The organism is Lactobacillus sp. ESL1191, from assembly GCF_058504435.1.
In genome coordinates this window covers 977,149-996,438 of the sequence record NZ_CP196365.1, presented here as the reverse complement: position 1 = coordinate 996,438, position 19,290 = coordinate 977,149, and the positions used below count along the sequence as shown (strand labels likewise).

The 19,290-nt window shown below is 44.8% G+C and carries 7 protein-coding genes; 4 read left to right on the top strand and 3 right to left on the bottom strand.

Going from position 1 to position 19,290, the window contains the following annotated elements; all coding sequences use genetic code 11:
• Positions 1 to 11 precede the first annotated feature (11 nt).
• The 3 genes from miaA to glnA all read left to right on the top strand — a co-directional run bounded on the left by miaA (position 12) and on the right by glnA (position 3,677).
• The gene (gene miaA / locus ACSYSN_RS05135; protein ID WP_491711847.1) at positions 12 to 932 is read left to right on the top strand and encodes a tRNA (adenosine(37)-N6)-dimethylallyltransferase MiaA; all 921 of its coding nucleotides are present in this window, start codon (positions 12 to 14) and stop codon (positions 930 to 932) included.
• Positions 925 to 2,169 (top strand): methionine gamma-lyase family protein, encoded by a 1,245-nt coding sequence (locus ACSYSN_RS05130; protein WP_491711846.1) that lies wholly within the window; start codon positions 925 to 927, stop codon positions 2,167 to 2,169. Before miaA ends, ACSYSN_RS05130 begins: the two co-directional genes overlap by 8 nt.
• 170 nt (positions 2,170 to 2,339) lie before the next feature.
• Positions 2,340 to 3,677: a type I glutamate--ammonia ligase gene (gene glnA, locus ACSYSN_RS05125; RefSeq protein WP_491711845.1), complete on the top strand. Its 1,338-nt coding sequence runs from the start codon at positions 2,340 to 2,342 to the stop codon at positions 3,675 to 3,677.
• Between the two features lie 66 nt (positions 3,678 to 3,743).
• On the opposite strand, the gene ACSYSN_RS05120 is transcribed toward glnA, so the two are convergent.
• The 3 genes from ACSYSN_RS05120 to ACSYSN_RS05110 form a co-directional block, all read right to left on the bottom strand.
• On the bottom strand, positions 3,744 to 6,146 hold the full coding sequence (locus ACSYSN_RS05120; protein WP_491711844.1) for a Xaa-Pro dipeptidyl-peptidase: 2,403 nt from the start codon (positions 6,144 to 6,146) through the stop codon (positions 3,744 to 3,746).
• Positions 6,147 to 6,237: 91 nt separating this feature from the next.
• Entirely contained in the window at positions 6,238 to 6,594 is a 357-nt protein-coding gene (locus ACSYSN_RS05115) for an arsenate reductase family protein (protein WP_491711843.1), read from the bottom strand.
• 84 nt (positions 6,595 to 6,678) lie between these two features.
• A complete protein-coding gene (locus ACSYSN_RS05110; RefSeq protein ID WP_491711842.1) occupies positions 6,679 to 7,731 on the bottom strand; it encodes a PTS sugar transporter subunit IIC in 1,053 nt (350 codons plus the stop codon).
• Between the two features lie 1,114 nt (positions 7,732 to 8,845).
• Between ACSYSN_RS05110 and ACSYSN_RS05105 the strand changes: the two genes are divergently transcribed.
• On the top strand, positions 8,846 to 19,060 hold the full coding sequence (locus ACSYSN_RS05105; RefSeq protein ID WP_491711841.1) for a DUF1542 domain-containing protein: 10,215 nt from the start codon (positions 8,846 to 8,848) through the stop codon (positions 19,058 to 19,060).
• Positions 19,061 to 19,290 lie beyond the last annotated feature (230 nt).

Sequence of the window (19,290 nt, the reverse complement as noted above, 5' to 3'; positions counted from 1 at the left end):
AGGATAAAAAGATGCAAAAAGTATTAGCAATTGTGGGTCCCACAGCAGTTGGCAAGACTAGTTTGGCAATTGAGCTGGCGCGCCAATTAAAGGCCGAAATTATTTCAGGTGACTCAATGCAAGTTTACCGCGAAGTGGCAATTGGAACGGCCAAGGCGACGCCAGCAGAACAGCAAGTGGTAAAGCATTATTTGGTTGACACGCAATCGGTTTTTGAACCTTATGCAGTGACTGATTTTGTAAGACAGGCTCGCGAAGCGATTGCTGAAATAGCCAATAAAGGAAAGCTACCACTACTGGTTGGCGGAACCGGCTTTTATGTGAACGCCTTACTCAACCAGTTGCAGTTGGGGGAAAAAGAGGAGCAGCTAACTGCGGTTGAGCCCAAGTGGCAAAGCTTACTTGACCAAGCCGGTCCCCAAAAACTATGGCAAGAGTTAAATAAACGAGATGCAAAAACCGCAGCTCATCTTCCAGCTGCTAACTCCCGGCGGGTCTTAAGGGCCTTAACGGTGATTGACCGGACAGGTAAAAAATTTTCTGAGCAACAAAAGGAGATTAAGCCGCGTTATGACTACTTGATTATCGGACTTAATGCAGAGCGTCAGGAAATATATGACCGGATCAACTTACGGGTAGATCAGATGATGGAGCAGGGCTTAGTCAAGGAAGCGAACTTTGTTTACCAGAATAGGGGCCGCGAGCAGCAAATTTTGCAGGCGATTGGCTATAAGGAATTTTTTCCGTATTTTACCGGCGAAAAACCCCTGGCGGCCTGCGTTGCCGACCTTAAAACGGCCTCGCGCCGGTATGCCAAACGGCAACTGACCTACCTGCGGCATCAATTACCGGTAACCTGGGTTGACCCGCTGAATGATCCCGCATATCTGACTAAAATAACAGAAAAAGTAGAGGAATGGATAAATGAATAATTGGCCGGCAGAATTGCAAAAAATTGTGAGCGAGATTGATGTCCAGGTGGCGGCACAATTAGCAAAAATAGACGAAAATATTTTAGTTAATCAAAATAAAGTTTTAACTGCTTTTAAGGACCAGGCTGTGGCTGAAGCAGACTTAATTGGTAGTACGGGCTATGGTAGCGACGATAGCGGCCGCGACAAGCTTGATCGCATGTATGCACAAATTTTTCAGACCGAAGACGCACTGGTGCGTTCACAATTTGTGTCTGGCACCCATACACTGGCAACTGCAATGGCAGGTAACTTGTTGCCCGGTGATGAACTGATGTACTTGACTGGCATGCCATATGATACGCTTCAGCAGGTAATTGGGCTGGCCGGCGATGGACGTGGGAGTCTAAAGCAGTATGGCGTTAAGTTTTTTTATGTCGACCTCAAGGATGGTCAGGTTGACACTAAGGCAGCGCGTCAGTTGCTGGCCGACCATCAACCGAAAATGGCGGTCATTCAGCGTTCACGGGGCTATGACACACGGTCCAGTTTGACGGTTGACCAAATTAAACCGCTGATTGAGTTGGTGCGGGCAGTCAGTCCAAAGACGATTATCTTTATTGATAATTGTTACGGCGAATTTTCTGAACAGCATGAACCAACCGAGTATGGCGCTGATCTGCTGGCCGGTTCACTGATTAAGAATGCTGGCGGCGGTCTGGCAAAGGTTGGCGGGTACGTTGTAGGTCGGCATGAACTAGTCGAGAATACCGCAGCACGACTAACCGCCGCTGGAATTGGTCGTGCTGAAGGGGCTAGTTTAGCCAACAACCTTGACTACTTTGAAGGCTTGTTTATTGCACCAAGTATCACTGGCAATGCGATCAAGGGTGCAATATACACTGCTGCACTATTGGAACGGATGGGCTTGGAAGTTACGCCTAAGTGGGATGAAGACCGTACAGATCTTATTCAAACGGTGATTTTTCATGACCAGGAAAAGATGGTTCGCTTTGCCCAAATCCTGCAGGCTAATTCGCCCATCAATTCCTTTGTGGAGCCGGTGCCAAGCCATGATACAGGATATGAAGATCAGGTAATTATGGCCGCTGGTTCCTTTATCGAGGGGGCTAGTATCGAGCTTTCGGGGGATGGCCCAATTCGCCCGCCCTATGCACTGTATTTGCAGGGGGGGCTAACTTTTGCCCACGTGAAGATTGCGATTACTAATGCGGTCAATGAGTTGTTTTATAAGTAGTAGACAGTTTAACTTAAATAAAGCTTTGGTAAAGTTTTTGGAAAAGTAGTTAGACCGCTTTACTTTTTATGACGTAAATGCTAAGGTATTAATCAAGTTTTGGTAAGAAAAGCAAACTCTTTAATGGGTTATACCAATTATAATTATTCATATTTCTAGGTGGAGAAAACATGACAAAAAAAATTACAGCAGATGATATTAGAAAGAGCGTCGCAGAAAATGACGTGCGTTTTTTACGGTTGACCTTCACCGACATTAATGGGACGTTGAAGGCGGTTGAAGTTCCTAATAGTCAACTAGAAAAAGTTTTAAGTAATGACATTCGCTTTGACGGTTCGTCGATTGATGGCTTTGTCCGCCTGGAAGAAAGTGATATGGTTTTGTATCCTGATTTTTCAACCTGGGCGGTCTTGCCATGGACTGATAACCAAGGTGGTAAGATTGGCTGTTTAATTTGTTCTGTGCACATGACGGACGGGAGCGAATTTGACGGGGATCCGCGGAATAACTTGCGGCGAATTATCAGGCAGATGAATGACATGGGCTTTTCGGCTTTTGACATTGGCTTTGAAGCCGAATTTCATCTGCTTAAACTTGATGAAAATGGCAAGTGGACCACAGAGGTTCCCGATCACGCCTCGTACTTTGACTTAACTTCACAAGATGAAAGTGCAAGTTGTCGGCGTGACATCGTGGAAACGTTAGAAAGTATTGGCTTTGAAGTTGAGGCAGCCCACCACGAAGTGGGCGATGGACAGCAGGAAATCGACTTCAAGTTTGATGATGCACTAACGACGGCTGACCGGGTGCAGATGTTCAAGATGATTGTCCGCGAAATTGCTAAAAGGCATGGTTTATATGCAACTTTCATGGCCAAACCGCTCCAAGGTCAGGCTGGCAATGGAATGCACACGAACATGTCCTTGTTTAAGGGGAATAAAAATGCCTTTTATGACCAAGATAATGAATTTCACCTTTCAAACAACGCCCTGTTTTTCCTGAATGGAATATTGGAACATGCCCGGGCAATCACTGCTGTCGGTAATCCAACCGTCAACTCATACAAACGGTTGATTCCTGGTTATGAAGCTCCTGTTTACATCTCCTGGGCTTCCAAGAACCGCTCGCCGATGGTCAGAGTACCCTCAGCAGAAGAGGTTAATACCCGCCTGGAAATGCGCTCAGCTGACCCAACGGCCAACCCCTACCTCCTGCTGGCAGCTTGTTTAGCAGCCGGATTGAATGGTATCAAAGAAGAAAAGATGCCAATGGAGCCGATCAACGGCAACATTTTTAAGCTAAGTGAAAAGGAGCGAGAAGCAGCTGGGATTAAGCCGCTCCCATCCACTTTACACAACGCACTTAAGGCTTTTAAGAAGGATGAACTAATTAAGTCAGCGCTTGGTAATCACTTAACGCAGAGTTTCATTGGTTCTAAGGAACTTGAATGGAACCAATATACCCAAACCGTCTCCGATTGGGAAAGAAACAGGTATATAGGCTATTAATGTTAATAGAACTAACAAAGCCAGAGGCAGTAACGCTCGCCTCTGGCTTTTTAAAATAGATCATAATTATTTTTGCTTAAACTTAATCGCAGTAGCGCTCAGGTCGACCGTGTAGGTCGTCTCTTCAAGCGGTCGTTTCGTCATCGCCTGGTCAGTTGAGTAGATAATCAGGCACAACCTGCTGCCAGCCGGAAGTTGGTAGTAGGTTGGCTGCAGCTTGAAGGTCAGGTCATAAAACTGCCCCGGTTCAATTGCTACTGGCTTCTTCATGTCGGCATAGTTTTGTAAGTTCATGTGTCCTTTGGTAATCAGTTTGGCATGAGTCAACTTGTCTGGCATGAACTCCTGCAGGGTATCGGTGCCAAAGCGGAAGCCCAGTTCCTGACCGCCGCGCATTAAAAACTTAGGTGTAGCAGTTAGCCGTTTGCGGTCGCCCAGTTCAACTAGCGCAACCGATAGTTGGCCTTTGTTCAAGCTGGATGAAACTCGTACCGTGACTTCAGGCCGACCCACAATGGTCACTGGGTGGATAAACTCATCCGTAATAAAGCGCAGGCTTGCCTTGGCCCATTTATCATCACCGCAAATAAACTTGTACTGCCATTCGCTTTCAGTAAGGTGGGCCTTGTTAAATTCCACGCCGCCTTGGTCGATGAATGCTGCTTTGGCCTGCCCGTTTCCGTCTTTTTGCAGTTCTCCCTCATCGGTGGGGTAATAGCTGGTGGAGTGTCCAACTTCATCGCTCCAGTCTTCTTCCTCGTGCCACTTGTCGGCTTGCAGGTTGTCCTGAACCATTACCGCTGGCCACTGTTGCTCTGCTCCATTATTGACTTCGAGTAGTTCATGGACAAACCAGAGGTTCATAAGATCGGTAAAGTCAATGGAAACAAGGTTGTTCATGTTGTAGTGGGGTCCTTGGTGCAAGAATAGGTGATGTTCGATCGGCAAGTTCTTGACCTGCTGCCAAATCTTATAAACGTTCTTGGGCTTGACGTTCCAGTCATTCAGGCCGTGTACGCTGATCCAGGAACACTTGATGCCAGCCGCCTGGTGGCGGTAGTTGCGGGCCTCCCAAAAGTCTGAGTATTGGCCGGTCTGGCGGTCTTCCTTAGTTTGAAGCTGTTTTTGCATTGCATCATATTTAGGCTTAATCTTGAGATAGTCGCCCGCATCCCATAAGTTGGATTGGCAAGTTTCGGCTAAGAGGTCCAGGTCTTCGCCTTGGCAATCTTCGGGTGCTATGACCAGGCCGTGTTCGCGGTAGTAGTCATACCAGGACGAGATGGCCGCTTCAGAGACAACGGTCTTCAGGCCGGCCACCCCCGTCGTAGCGATGGCAATCTGTAGTGTTCCCAGGTATGACCGTCCGGTCATGCCGATGTTGCCATTGCACCAGGAGGCCCTGGTCTCATGCTGACGTGAGCGGTCAGTATAGGCAATTCGGTCGCCGTGCAGCCACTCAATAATTTCTTTGGCACTCTCGGTTTCCTCTGGTGCACCAGTGATACGTAGGCCGTCACTGCCGCGCGTACCGATGGCGCCCGCAAAGACACTGGCAAAGCCGCGCGCCAACATGTACTCGTTGAGCCCGTATGAAGACTTGCCCACTGCTTTTTCAACGGGTGGATGATTTTCGTGATTAGCTGTTGACGGTTTTGCAGCCGGAATAATGTTGCTGGCCTCGTATTGAGGATTAGTCCAAGCACAGGCGTCCGCTAAATTTTCATCAACTGAATAGTTGCGTTTTTCGTTGTCGATGATCCCACCAAAATAGGGGCTAGCAGTATAAAGAGCCGGAACCTTCAGCTGCTGACTTTCGACTGGTCGAAAAATTGTCACTTGCAGCAAGTCGGATTGGCCATCTTCATCAGTATCAAGGTCACTCTCGACATAGACGACTTCACGGATTACCTTACTGGTGTCAAAAACGGGTAGGCTCTTACCGTTTAGCAAGATAAATTGGCTGCCTGGCAGAGTCTGTCTGCGGTCGGCAAAATAGCCTTTACCAGCCATCACGTCGATTAACAACTGGCCGTTTTGAGACCGGGTGTTCAATAGGCGGTAAAAGGCGGTAATCAAATCCGTGCAATTACTAATGTTTTCGACCACTGGCAAGGCATTTTTGGTCATAAAGCTAAGCGGATCACTCAATTCGTAGTCATAGTGGACGTGGTACCCCAAAAGTTGCAGGGCTACGTTATAAAACTGGGCTGGGCTCATTTCTTGCGGCTGGGTTGCTAAATAGCTAGCTAGTGTTTCTGTTTCAGAAACGGCAAACTCAGTTAACTTGGCTTGACGAGCAGTACTGTCCGTTAGACTAACTTCAGCTAGGGTGTTTTCAACCATTGTGGCTAGTAATTTACCAAAAGTGCATTGTTGATAATCTACCGGTAAAAAGTTAATTTGTAACAGTTCTTTGACCTGTGTTGCATAATCTGTTTCGACGTATGCGTATTGATTATATTTCATGTTTTCTCCTTTTTTCTTCATTTTACTAGTTTCTGTTAGGATAGAAAAGAAAATGTCTAAAACAAAAACGGGCACGGATGCCCGTTTTTGGTTATAGCCAGGTAGTTTGATAAATAGCATCATTAAAGCCGCAGGTCAACTTGGGTCCGTCAACCACTAAAGGACGCTTAATTAGTTTGCCATTTTGGGCCATCAAGGTGGCGGCTTCCTCAATGGTCATGTCAGCAACCTTATCCTTTAAATGCAGCTTGCGATAATCTTGACCGCTGGTATTAAAAAAATATTTTAAACCTCGATCTTGGTGGTCAGTCATCCACTTAACTAGGTCGGTCTTCTTAGGTGGTTGGTCAACTAGGTCTTGAAATGCTAGTTCAACTCCGTGACTTTGTAACCATTTTTGGGCGCTTCTAGAAGTTGAGCATCGTTTATAACCATAAAATTTAATCATTTTCCTACCTTCTTTTTTACAATCAATGATCTAGCTAATTATAGCAAGGAATAGGCAATTGATCCAAGTCCCAAGGCCACGTGCTTAGTTAAAGTCAAGTTCAAAGTCCTTACTGGTGAAGAAATGCAGTTTATTATTGAAGAGATAGTTGGTCAATAAAGCAAGTCCAATTGGTAAAACAAAGAAAAGCACTACTAGCAGAGTAATATTTGCGCCAGTAGCTGGACGGTCGGCAAGGGCAGCCATGGGTCCAATTAAACCAGAAAAGCCGAAACCGGCACTCATTGGGTTACCGCCAATTTTAAAAATAGCCCCTAAGGCTCCTAAAATACCTGCATTCAGTATGATTGGGATAAGCAATTTTGGTTTAGTCATTAAATTGGCCATCTGCATTTTGGGTGAACCGAGGAAGTGAGCAATTGAAGTGCCCACGGTGTTTGCTTTCCAACCAAAAACGGCTAAGGCAAAGGCGGCAGCAGTAATACCTAGGTTGGCAGAACCAGCTGCGACCCCAGAGATACTGATAGCTGTTGCAATCCCTACTGACGAAATAGGCGAAACAATCAGCAGGGCAAAGACAACACCCATTACTAGTCCCATCAATACTGGCTGTAAATTCATCAAATGTTCGACACCGAGACCAATTAAACGTGTAACCTGACTAACGGGAATATGAGTTAACGAACCAATGCCACCCGCAATTAGCAGCACCAGGAGCGGTACCAGCAAAATTGTGTATGCCTTGAGCCGCTTACCCATTAAAAGAATTAAACTATAGGCAATCATAATCGTAATCGCGATGTTAATGACATCACCGCTACCGTTCACGGTGATCTGCCCGTTCTTCATGCTCATATTACCGGCACCAGCAGTTGCGGCGAGCGCAAGCGATGATGTTTGGATTGGTGACAACTTGGCCGTCATACTCACACAAACCCCACTAATTGCCGGTAGTAGGGCTGCTGCAAAGGCAGTTAGCACCAGCATAAAATTGAGTTGTGGCCAAAGCGGTGCTAGTGCTTTGACTAACTGGTTAATTAAGGCACCGGGAATTAGGGCAACGACAATGCCCGTTGATAATCCATTTAATGTATTTAACGTGACTTCTTTCAAAGTAACTTTTTCTGTAGCTTCCATTTTTTCCTCCTAAAAAAGACCCACACAGACAACAACTGTGTGGGTCTTCCTGAAAAAAATACGGTTTTGACACACAGTTGTTAGAGATTGAACTGTGTGTCTCGGGCTACGACAAACTAGGCACTCAGTTCAGTATACTGAAGTACCAAAAATAGTATTTAACTTCTACTTGAGTATTTTTACTATTAGTTGTCATTTTAGTTGTCATTTTGTAACCTCTTATCAACATTTATCCAGTATCATACAGAAATAGTGGCAAAGATGCAAGCTATTTTTTTACAAGAAGAATTTTGTGGTCAAACGGGTGTCACTTTCCAGCACGAGCAATGCGGTCATATATTTCGCGGTATAATCAAAGATATACAAGGAGAATCTGATTGGATGAAAGTCGAAGAAATAACCCAAAACCGCTGAGAGGGTAAAGCAGGAGTTTTCATTGCCTAGCCGCAATTTCGACACCCTTTTTGGCGAACGCAATATTTGCCAACTAACTAAAAAGGTAAGATTGACCTTGTTAAGCCGTTCGAAAATTATTGATCAAGTTTTAAAATGGTTGATTGCTATATGGCTTGATCATCTGACCTGGTGGAGTACGTTAAGTCACCGCAGTGGGTTACCAGCCCATGATTTGATGTGCTTTACCAACTGCAATAAGTAGAATTTGCCCCTCAGCTGAAAAGTTAGCAGCAGTGGGGCCTTTGGAAGCAAACCACGAATTGCGTTATCATAGGATAAAATCCGCAAGTAGTTATTTTAATTAAAATGTCTACAAGTTGATAATTCGCTGATTTATCAACTTTTTATATTTATTAAAATATAATTATATAAATAATGACTTGCAAATAAATATAATTGTTATTTTATAAATAAAAAGATGGTTGAGTAAATTAGTTGGTAGTTACCAAGTTTCATGATTGAGCCAGACTATCAAAGTAATAATTGGATAAAAGCAAGAGTTTTAGCTGAACAAAGCAAAAGACTATTTATGCATTAGATCAGATCTATAAAAATATAATGGCAAAAGACATGGAGTGAACATTAAAATCATGATAAAATATTAAAAAAGTTATAGGTAGCTAATGTAAGTTTGTAAAAAAGAGATGGTGAACTTATTTTGAATAGATTAAAGTTAATTGAAGAGATCAAAAATACCAACTACAAAATGCATAAGAGCAAAAAAGGTTGGCTAGTTAGTTATTCGATTTTAACGTTTATGCTGGGTGGAACCACCTTGCTGTTGTCCAATAATGTGTCAGTTGCTAAGGCTGCTGAGATTGATTATAAGACAGCTGAGCCAGATACGGCAGAGTCGGTTAGTCAGGCCAAGATAACTGCCAAAGAGAAGTTACTGGTAGCAGCTAATACTAGTAAACAAAAGCTTGCAGCTAATCAAACTCTAACTGCTGTTGAGAAGGTCAAGCAAGTTAAGAGAATTGATAGCTTACTTCATGATGCCCAAGATCAAGTCGACGCTGCTAGTGATACAACTAGTATTCAAGCACTAGTTGATAAGACCGTGGCAAGACTTACGGCTCTTAAGCCGCTGACCCCTAAGGCCAAACTGGTAAAGAGCAAGTCCAAGGCCAAGTTATCGACATATGCAGGACTTAAGTCACACTTGAAGGCCGCCAAGCAAATACCAGCTAAGGCGCAATCCACAAGTTCAATTGATGATGATAAGAATGCGGACACATCAGTTAATATTCCAGCTACTGTAGCAGATGACACCAAGTTGTCAGAGACGGCTCTGTCTGAACGCTCTACTAAGAGCCCTGCTAATACAACCCAAGCTGCAACTATTGCAACTAAGGATAACGATACACCGTTAGCAGAGATTGATGCCGCAGCTACCAAGGTTAAAGGCGAGATCGATGCCGATAATACTCTTCTAACAGAGACCAAGAATAAGCAAAAGGCTCAGGTTGATGCGGATGTCACTGCCGCCAAGGCTGCTATTAATAGAGCCGCTAATCCGCAAGCAGCGCAGGAAGCCAAAGCAGCTGGGATTGCCAAGATTCAGGCTGACCATATTCAGGGTGTCGATAAGCAATATACCGAGTCTGCCGCATGGTATTACTTTAGGGATATGTATAACAAGATCAACGGCGAGATTGATGCCGATGGTACCTTGACAACAGGTGAAAAAAGAACGCAAAAAGCTGGAGTCTATCAAGAGTATCAGAAAGTCTCTGATTCTGCTAGAGGCCAAGGCAGTAAAGGTGTTCAACATATAAAAGACTTGATGGACGCAGGCTTTGCCAAGATGAATGCCTGGCATGTTCCGGGAGCCCCAGCGGAGATTGATGATGTTGCTGCTAAAGTAAAGGCTGAAATTGATGCCGATAATTCTCTTCTAACAGAGACCAAAAACAAGCAAAAAGCTCAGGTTGATGTGGATGTCACTGCAACCAAGGCGGCTATTAATAGTGCGGCTAATTCGCAAGCAGCGCAGGAAGCCAAAGCAGCCGGGATCGCCAAGATTAATGGCGACCACATATTGGATGTTGACATCCAATATACCGAGTCTGCCGCATGGTATTACTTTAGGGATATGTATAACAAGATCAACGGCGAGATTGATGCCGATGGTACCTTGACAACAGGTGAAAAAAGAACGCAAAAAGCTGGAGTCTATCAAGAGTATCAGAAAGTCTCTGATTCTGCTAGAGGCCAAGGCAGTAAAGGTGTTCAACATATAAAAGACTTGATGGACGCAGGCTTTGCCAAGATGAATGCCTGGCATGTTCCGGGAGCCCCAGCGGAGATTGATGATGTTGCTGCTAAAGTAAAGGCTGAAATTGATGCCGATAATTCTCTTCTAACAGAGACCAAAAACAAGCAAAAAGCTCAGGTTGATGTGGATGTCACTGCAACCAAGGCGGCTATTAATAGTGCGGCTAATTCGCAAGCAGCGCAGGAAGCCAAAGCAGCCGGGATCGCCAAGATTAATGGCGACCACATATTGGATGTTGACATCCAATATACCGAGTCTGCCGCATGGTATTACTTTAGGGATATGTATAACAAGATCAACGGCGAGATTGATGCCGATGGTACCTTGACAACAGGTGAAAAAAGAACGCAAAAAGCTGGAGTCTATCAAGAGTATCAGAAAGTCTCTGATTCTGCTAGAGGCCAAGGCAGTAAAGGTGTTCAACATATAAAAGACTTGATGGACGCAGGCTTTGCCAAGATGAATGCCTGGCATGTTCCGGGAGCCCCAGCGGAGATTGATGATGTTGCTGCTAAAGTAAAGGCTGAAATTGATGCCGATAATTCTCTTCTAACAGAGACCAAAAACAAGCAAAAAGCTCAGGTTGATGTGGATGTCACTGCAACCAAGGCGGCTATTAATAGTGCGGCTAATTCGCAAGCAGCGCAGGAAGCCAAAGCAGCCGGGATCGCCAAGATTAATGGCGACCACATATTGGATGTTGACATCCAATATACCGAGTCTGCCGCATGGTATTACTTTAGGGATATGTATAACAAGATCAACGGCGAGATTGATGCCGATGCCAATTTGACTAGTGCAGAAAAAGCGGCGCAAAAAGCTAAACTCTACCAAGAGTATGAGAAAGTCTCTGATTCTGCTAGAGGCCAAGGCAGTAAAGGTGTTCAACATATAAAAGACTTGATGGACGCAGGCTTTGCCAAGATGAGTGCTTGCCATGTTTCAAGTGCAGCTTCATTGGATACGACTAAGAAACTTGCTAAAGGCGAGATTGACGATGCAGTAATCAAGGCCAAAGGCGAAATTGATGACGATTACACTCTTCTTAAAGAGACCAAGAACACCCAAAAAGCCAGTGTTGATAAGGCAGCTGAGGATGCCAAGACGGCAATCGATAATGCAACTAATACCCAAGCGATAACAGATAGCAGGGGCCAAGGCTTGAAACTCATTGGCCAGGTTCACGTTGCCGGTGACTCAATCCTTAACCAGCAGGCTGCCGCTAAAGCGGCACTTGATGAAGCTGCGGCAGCGGTCAAACAAAAGATTGCCCAGGACCAGGTCCTAGATGATGAAGCAAAGGACAAGTATACCAGCAACCTGCAAAAAGAGCTTGATTTTTGGAAGGGAAGGATTCAGGGAAATATTTCGGCTGATTTTGTTGCTGAATACAAAGAAGGTGGTCTGCAAGCTGTAAAGAGATGCTATCCTGATGTTGCGGCAGCCTTGAAACAAAAAATAAGCGACGCTCAAATAGAGTTTTACAATGAAGAAGCCAAGATTATTGGAGAAATTGGCGCTGACCGTGACCTGACGGCTGAAGAAAAGACAGCGCAAAAGAGTAAGCTTAATGAAGTGTATGGTGAAGCCGGTAAAGCTGTTGCAACTGCCACTACCTTCAAGGAAGTAACTGAAATCAAGGCGGCCTGGCTGGCCAAGTTTGCGGCGGTCCATGCACCGACTGATGTTGCTCTTCAAGCTGCCAAGACTAAAGCTAACCAAGCAATCGACGAGCAAGTAAGCAAGGTTAAAGGCGAGATTAGTGCTGATAACTGGTTAATGCCAGAAGAGGTGACAGCGCAGACCAATAATGTTGATACTGCAGCTACTGCAGCCAAGGATTCTATCAACCAGGCCGCTGATATTAAGGGCGTTGAAGATGCACGAGATGCTGGTATTGTTAAAATTAAAGCCGCCCATACAGCAGGCAGTATCTCTGGGGCAGACCGCAGAGATAAGGCTAAGACCGCAATTGACACTGAAGCAGCTAAAGTTAAGGGTGAGATCGATGCCGATGCCACTCTTGATGAAGCAACTAAGACTGTGCAAAAGACTAATGTAGATACCGATGTGGTTGCTGCAAAGAGAGCGATTGATAAGGCTAACACTGCTATACTTGTTGAACAAGCCAAGGAAGATGGTCTGGTCAAGGTTCAGGCCGACCATATTCTAGGAGCCCCTCTCCCAGAGCAAAAGACGAATGCCCAAAAGGCCATTGATGATGAAGTCGCTAAGGTTAAGGGTGAGATTGATACCGATGTCACTCTTGATGAGGCAACTAAGACCAAACAAAAGGCCAACGTTGATACGGATGCTGCTGCCGCTAAAGAAGCAATCAGCCAGGCCGGCAATCCTCAAGGTGTTGCCGATGCTAAGGCAGCCGGGATTGCCAAGATCGATGGTGACCATATCCCAGGTAACGTTTCCTTACCAGATCAGAAGACTGAAGCGACCAAAGCCATTGATGATGAAGTCGCTAAGGTTAAGCGCCAGATTGATAACGACCCAACTCTAGATAACACAGAAAAGGCTAAACAAAAAGCAGACGTCGATACGGATGCCACTGCTGCCAAAGTAGCGATTAACCAGGCAACCGACGTTCAAGGAGTTGATAGTGCCAAAGCTGCTGGGATTATCAAGATTGATGGTGACCACGTTCCAAGCAGTACCTCATTAGATGAGCAGAAGAAGAATGCCCAGAAGGTGATTGCTGATGAAGAAGCTAAGGTTAAGGGTGAGATTGATGCTGATGCCACTTTAGATGACACTGCTAAGAAGACGCAGAAAGATAATGTTGATCAGGACGCAACTGCTGCCAAGGTAGCTATCAACAATGCTGCCAATGCCCAAGGGGTGAAGGAAGCCAAGGAAGCAGGTCTTGTTAAGATCGATGGTAACCATATCTCAGCTAACGTCTCCTTACCAGACCAAAAGGCTGAAGCGACTAAGGCCATTGATGATGAGGCTGCTAAAGTTAAGGGTGAGATTGCTGCCGATGCCACTTTAACTGCAGCTGAAAAAGACACGCAGAAGGCTAACGTTGATCAGGACGCGGCTAATGCCAAGACTGCAATAACCAACGCAACCGACGCCCAAGCTGTCAAAGAAGCTGCCGATGCAGGTATTATCAAGATAAATGCAGACCACATCCCAAGTAACGTTTCCCTGCCAGACTGCAAGACTGAAGCCACTAAAGCTATTGATACTGAAGCTGCTAAGGTTACAGAAGAGATCGATGCCGATTCTACTTTAGACAGTGCAGCTAAAGATGCGCAGAAGGCCAATGTCGATAAGGAAGCTGCTGCTGCTAAAGACGCGATTACTCAGGCTACTGATGCCCAAGGTGTGAATACAGCCAAGGCTGCTGGTATTACCAAAATTAATGGTGCCCACGTACCAGCTAGCGTTTCCCTGCCAGATCAAAAGGCGAATGCCCAAAAGGAAATTGATGCAGAGGCTGCTAAGGTTAAAGGCGAGATTGATGGCGATGCCACTTTAGATAGTGCTGCTAAAGATACTCAAAAGACTAATGTTGATAAGGAAGTCGCTGCTGCTAAAGAGGCCATTACTCAGGCCACTGACGTTCAAGGTGTCAAAGAAGCCAAGGATATCGGTATTGCCAAGATTAATGGTGCCCACGTACCAGCTTCTGTTTCCCTGCCAGATCAGAAGTCTGAAGCGACTAAGGCCATTGATACTGAAGCAGCCAAAGTCAAAGGAGAAATCGATGCCAACTCCTCCTTAACTGATACAGAAAAGGCAACGCAAAAGGCCAATGTCGATAAGGAAGCCGCTGCTGCTAAAGAGGCCATTACCCAGGCCACTGATGCCCAAGGCGTGAATAACGCCAAAGCCGCAGGAATTACCAAGATCGATGCGTGCCACGTACCAGCTAGCATTTCCTTACCAGATCAGAAGACTGATGCGCAAAAGGCAATCGATACTGAAGCAGCTAAGGTTAAAGGAGAGATCGATGCCGATGTAACTTTGATTACAGCTGAAAAAGACACCCAGAAGAAAAATGTTGACAAGGAAGCTGCTGATGCCAAAGATGCCATTAATCAGGCTACCGATGCTCAAGGTGTAACCAACGCTAAAGATGCGGGAATTGTCAAGATAGCAGCTGCCCATATGACTGATGTTTCTTTGCCAGATCAACAAGCAGCTGCCCTTAAGGCAATTGATAATGAGGCAGCTAAGGTCAAGGGTGAAATCGACGCCGATAGAACATTGACTGACACGGAAAAAGCAGCGCAAAAGACCAAGGTTGATGTAGATGTAGCAGCCGCTATGGCAGCTATTAATAGTGCAACTAATGCGCAAAAGGTGAAAGAAGCTAAAGAAGATGGTCTTGCCAAGATAGATGGTGACCATATCCCAGGCTCTACTTCGATACCAGACCGCAAGACTGAAGCGACTAAGGTAATTGATGATGAAGCCGCGAAAGTTAAGGATGAAATCGATGCCGATTCTACTTTAGACAGTGCTACTAAAGATGCGCAAAAGGCCAATGTTGATAAGGAAGTTGCCGCTGCCAAGACCGCGATTACCCAGGCCACTGACGTCCAAGGTGTGAATACAGCAAAAGCTGCCGGTATTACCAAGATAGATGCGTGTCACGTACCAGCTTCTGTTTCCTTGCCAGACCAAAAGTCTGACGCAATTAAGGTCATTGATAGTGAAGCAGCTAAAGTCAAGGGTGAAATCGATGCCGATATCACTTTAGCCAGTGCCGCTAAAGATACTCAAAAGGCCAATGTCGATAAGGAAGTTGCCGCTGCCAAGACCGCGATAACCAACGCAACTGACGTCCAAGGTGTAAATACAGCCAAGGCCGCTGGTATTACTAAGGTTGATGCGTGTCATGTATCAGCTTCTGTTTCACTGCCAGACCAAAAGTCTGAAGCCACTAAGGCTATTGATGATGAGGCAGCTAAAGTCAAGGGCGAAATCGATGCCGATTCTACTTTAGACAGTGCCGCTAAAGATACTCAAAAGGCCAATGTCGATAAGGAAGTTGCCGCTGCCAAGACCGCGATAACCAACTCAACTGATATCCAAGGTGTTAATACATCCAAAGCTGCTGGTCTTACCAAGATTGATGCTTGTCACGTGTCAGCTATTTCCCTGCCAGACCAGAAGACGAATGCGCACCAGGTAATTGACAGCGAGGCTGCTAAAGTTAAGGGTGAGATTGATGCTGATATCACTTTAACTAGCGCAGAAAAGACCGCCCAGAAGGCTAAGGTGGACCAGGAAGCTGCTAGTGCTAAAGCAGCGATTAACCAGGCCAGTGACGCCCAAGGCGTGCAATCGGCCAAGCTTGCCGGTATTGCCAAGATTGATGCCGCTCATATGCCGGCTGCCACGTCCCTGCTAGGCCAAAAGACCAATGCCCAAAAGGCCATCGATGATGAAGCTGATAGGGTTAAGAGCGAGATCGACTTAGATGCTTCCTTGGACGATGCTACTAAGGATGAACAAAAAGCTAATGTTGATCGAGATGCCGCCGCCGCTAAAAACAACATCAATCAGGCGACCGATACCAAGGGCATTCAGGAAGCAAAAGAAGCTGGCATTTCCAAGATTAATAGTGACCATGTGTCCAATCACAAGTCGTTGTCTGATCAAAGGTTAGAAGGCAAACAGGTAATTGATGCTGAAGCAGATCGAATTAAGGCGGAAATTGATGCTGATTCAACTTTAGATGATGCCACTAAGGCAAGACAAAAGATGAATGTTAATAGTGAGGTAACAAAAGCTAAAGTTGCAATTGATCATGCTACCACAGCTCAAGCTATTAAGACGGCTAAAAACGATGGGATAGCAGCAATTGCTGCTCAACACATTACTGGTGAAAATGGCAGCTTAGACAGTCTCAAGACTACAGCCCAAAATGCAATTGACCAAGAAGCAACTAAGATCAAGGGAGAAATCGCTGCTGATGTAACTTTGGATGATGATACAAAGGCAATTCAGCAGGCTAATGTTGCCCGTGATGCTTCTGCTGCCAAAAATCAGATTAATCAGGCAATCAATGCTCAGGCGGTTAAAGATGCTACTGCATTAGGCATTATTAAGATTGATAATGACCACGTGAAGAGTGTAATTTCATTGTTGGAACAAAAGGCCAAGGCTAAAGCGGCGATTGCTGCTGAAGCAGTAAAAGTCAAAGACCAGATTGCGGCTGATCAGGGTCTAGACGATGCTGCTAAGTCTGAGCAAAGTGCTAATGTAGATCGTGATGCAACCAATGTCCAGGAGCAGATTGAGCAGGCAGTTGACGCGCAAGGTGTAAAAGATGCTAAGAATGCCGGTATTGCTAAGATTGCTAGCGATTATGTGCCAAATGGCACGGTGTCGGATCAAAAGATTGCTGCGCAAACCAAGATAGAAGCTGAAGCCAAAAAAGTTAAGGCAGTGATTGAGACAGATATAACTTTAACTAGTGCAGAAAAGTTAAAGCAAAAGGCCAATGTTGATATGGCTGCCAGCAATGCGAAGGCAGCGATTGACCGTGCCGTTACTGCCCAAGAAGTCAAGGTTGCTCTGCATAATGGTATTACAGATATAAACGCACAATATGTAACAGGTGACAGCCTAGATAAACAAAAAGCCAATGCTAATGCAGTAATTGATCAGGAAGCAACCAAAGTCAAGAATCAGATTACTAATGATGCAACGCTGGACGACAAGACTAAAGTAGCTCAGATTGCGGCTGTTGATCAAGAAGTAATGACCGCAAAGAGTAATATTCAAGTCGCAGCAACTGCCCAGGAAATTAGTGTTGCACAGGCCAATGGGCTTGCCAATATTGCTGCCCAGTATGTGACAAACTCGATGTCCTTAGATGAACAAAAAGAACGTGCCAAGCAGTTGATTAATGATGAAGCTAATATAGTAAAAGAGGCCATCAATAGCGATAATTCTCTTGATCAAGCTACTAAGAATAAGCAGGTAAAAGCTGTCGAAGCACAGAGACAAAAGGCTTTAGATCAACTCAGTCAAGCGGCTAATGCGACAGCTGTTCAAAAAGAATATAATGATGGGATAGTTGCAATTAATGCGCAACACGTACCGGGTACTGCTTTGGATATTCAAAAGCAAACTGCTAAGAATGCATTGGTTCAAGAAGCAAACACGATTAAAGCGGCGATTAATAATGACCTTACTTTGACTACTAATGCTAAAAAACAGCAGTCCCACAATGTTGACCTTGAATTAGAAAAAGGGCAAAATGCGCTTGACCGCGCTAAAAATGTTCAAGAAGTTATTGATTGTGAAGCTACTGGTATTAAAGCAATTGATGCACAATATATACCGGGCAAGCCGCTTGATGAGCAAAAGGCGGCTGCCAACCTGGAAATAGACCAGGCTGCGCAAGTTGCTAAAGACCAGGTTGATAAAGATACCAGCAAGACTGATCAAGAGAGGCAAAAAGAAAAGGACGCAGTTGCTACTGCTGCTTCAACAGCTAAAGCCGAAATCAATCAAAGTAAGAATGCTGATGCAGTCAACCAGGCCAAAGAAAATGGCCTAGCAGCGATCAACCAGCTTGTAGTAAATAATAGCCTGGAACATCAAAAAGAAGTGGCCAAGCAGGAAGTAGACCAGGCTGCGCAAGCCGCTAAAGACAAGATTGATCAAGATAAGAATAAGACTGACGCTGAAAAGCAAAATGACAAAGTTGCAATTGATAGTGCCGCTTCAGCTGCCAAGGACAAAGTTGATAAATCAAAGAACAAGGGTGAAGTTGATCAGGCTAAGCAGGATGGTATTAATGAAATAAATAATATCGTGAATGGCAATAGTAATGGTCCCAACGGATCAACTGGCTCGAATGGTTCTAACGGATCCGGCGATACGGGTGGCAGTTCTGGTAGCACTGGCTCGAATGATTCCAGTGCTTCAACTAACTCAACCGGTTCGAATGGGTCAAATAGCTGGAATAATTCAAGTAGTACTGGGTCTGACAGTCCTGAAACTAAACCTAAGCAGTCCAAATCAGCATCTAAGGTGCTGAAGCATAATGCATACTTCTATAACAAGGAAGGAAAGCGGGCTAACCTGTTGATTGTTAAGAAGGGGTCTACCATAACAACTTATGGCACCAAGACGATTAATGGCCGTGAATTTTACCACATTGGTAAGGAGCTCTACATTGCTGTTAATAATGTTGTTGGTCGCAAACGAAGCTTGAAGAAGAATTCATTTGTCTATGACAAGAAGGGAAAGCATGTAGGTCAGAAACTCTTGAAGAAGAGCAGCAAGGTTAATGTATATGGCGATCCAGTGAAGATTCGTGGAAAGTATTACAGCATCATTGGTAATAAACATTATGTTAAAGCAAAGAACTTCGGTTCAATTCAAATTGAAGCCAGAAAGACACTAGCACCTGGCGTAAGCTCAAATGCAGAACTTTCACACGATTCGTATCTTTATAATGAAAGCGGAAAGCGAGTAGATAAGTATATTCTCAAAGCCGGTTCCAAAATTGTTGCTGGCCAAGTCAAAACAGTTAATGGGCAAAGTTTTACTGCAATTGGTAATGGATACTATGTTGCCCAAAATAATGTAAGAAGTTTTGCGCGTTGAACATTAAAATAAAGGAAAAGATGGTTATTTGGCCCAAGTAATTGTATAAGTTAGCTCGAATAACAAAGAACCCCCCAGTGTCAGAAGATACTGGGGGGTTTTCGTTGTAATTTTTGTAGTGGGCATGTAGTAGCCACTTATAATAGCTGTAATCTCAAGAAACTTAGGTAAAATGTTAGCCAACTTTTAAAATACTTAGCGTTTCCAATAATTTCTTGATAAAAAGCCTT

Excerpts from the sequence above, each read along its gene's own strand:
- ACSYSN_RS05110 (WP_491711842.1), bottom strand. The coding sequence starts at position 7,731 with ATGGAAGCTACAGAAAAAGTTACTTTGAAAGAAGTCACGTTAAATACA.
- glnA (WP_491711845.1), top strand. The coding sequence starts at position 2,340 with ATGACAAAAAAAATTACAGCAGATGATATTAGAAAGAGCGTCGCAGAA.
- ACSYSN_RS05120 (WP_491711844.1), bottom strand. The coding sequence starts at position 6,146 with ATGAAATATAATCAATACGCATACGTCGAAACAGATTATGCAACACAG.
- miaA (WP_491711847.1), top strand. The coding sequence starts at position 12 with ATGCAAAAAGTATTAGCAATTGTGGGTCCCACAGCAGTTGGCAAGACT.
- ACSYSN_RS05115 (WP_491711843.1), bottom strand. The coding sequence starts at position 6,594 with ATGATTAAATTTTATGGTTATAAACGATGCTCAACTTCTAGAAGCGCC.
- ACSYSN_RS05130 (WP_491711846.1), top strand. The coding sequence starts at position 925 with ATGAATAATTGGCCGGCAGAATTGCAAAAAATTGTGAGCGAGATTGAT.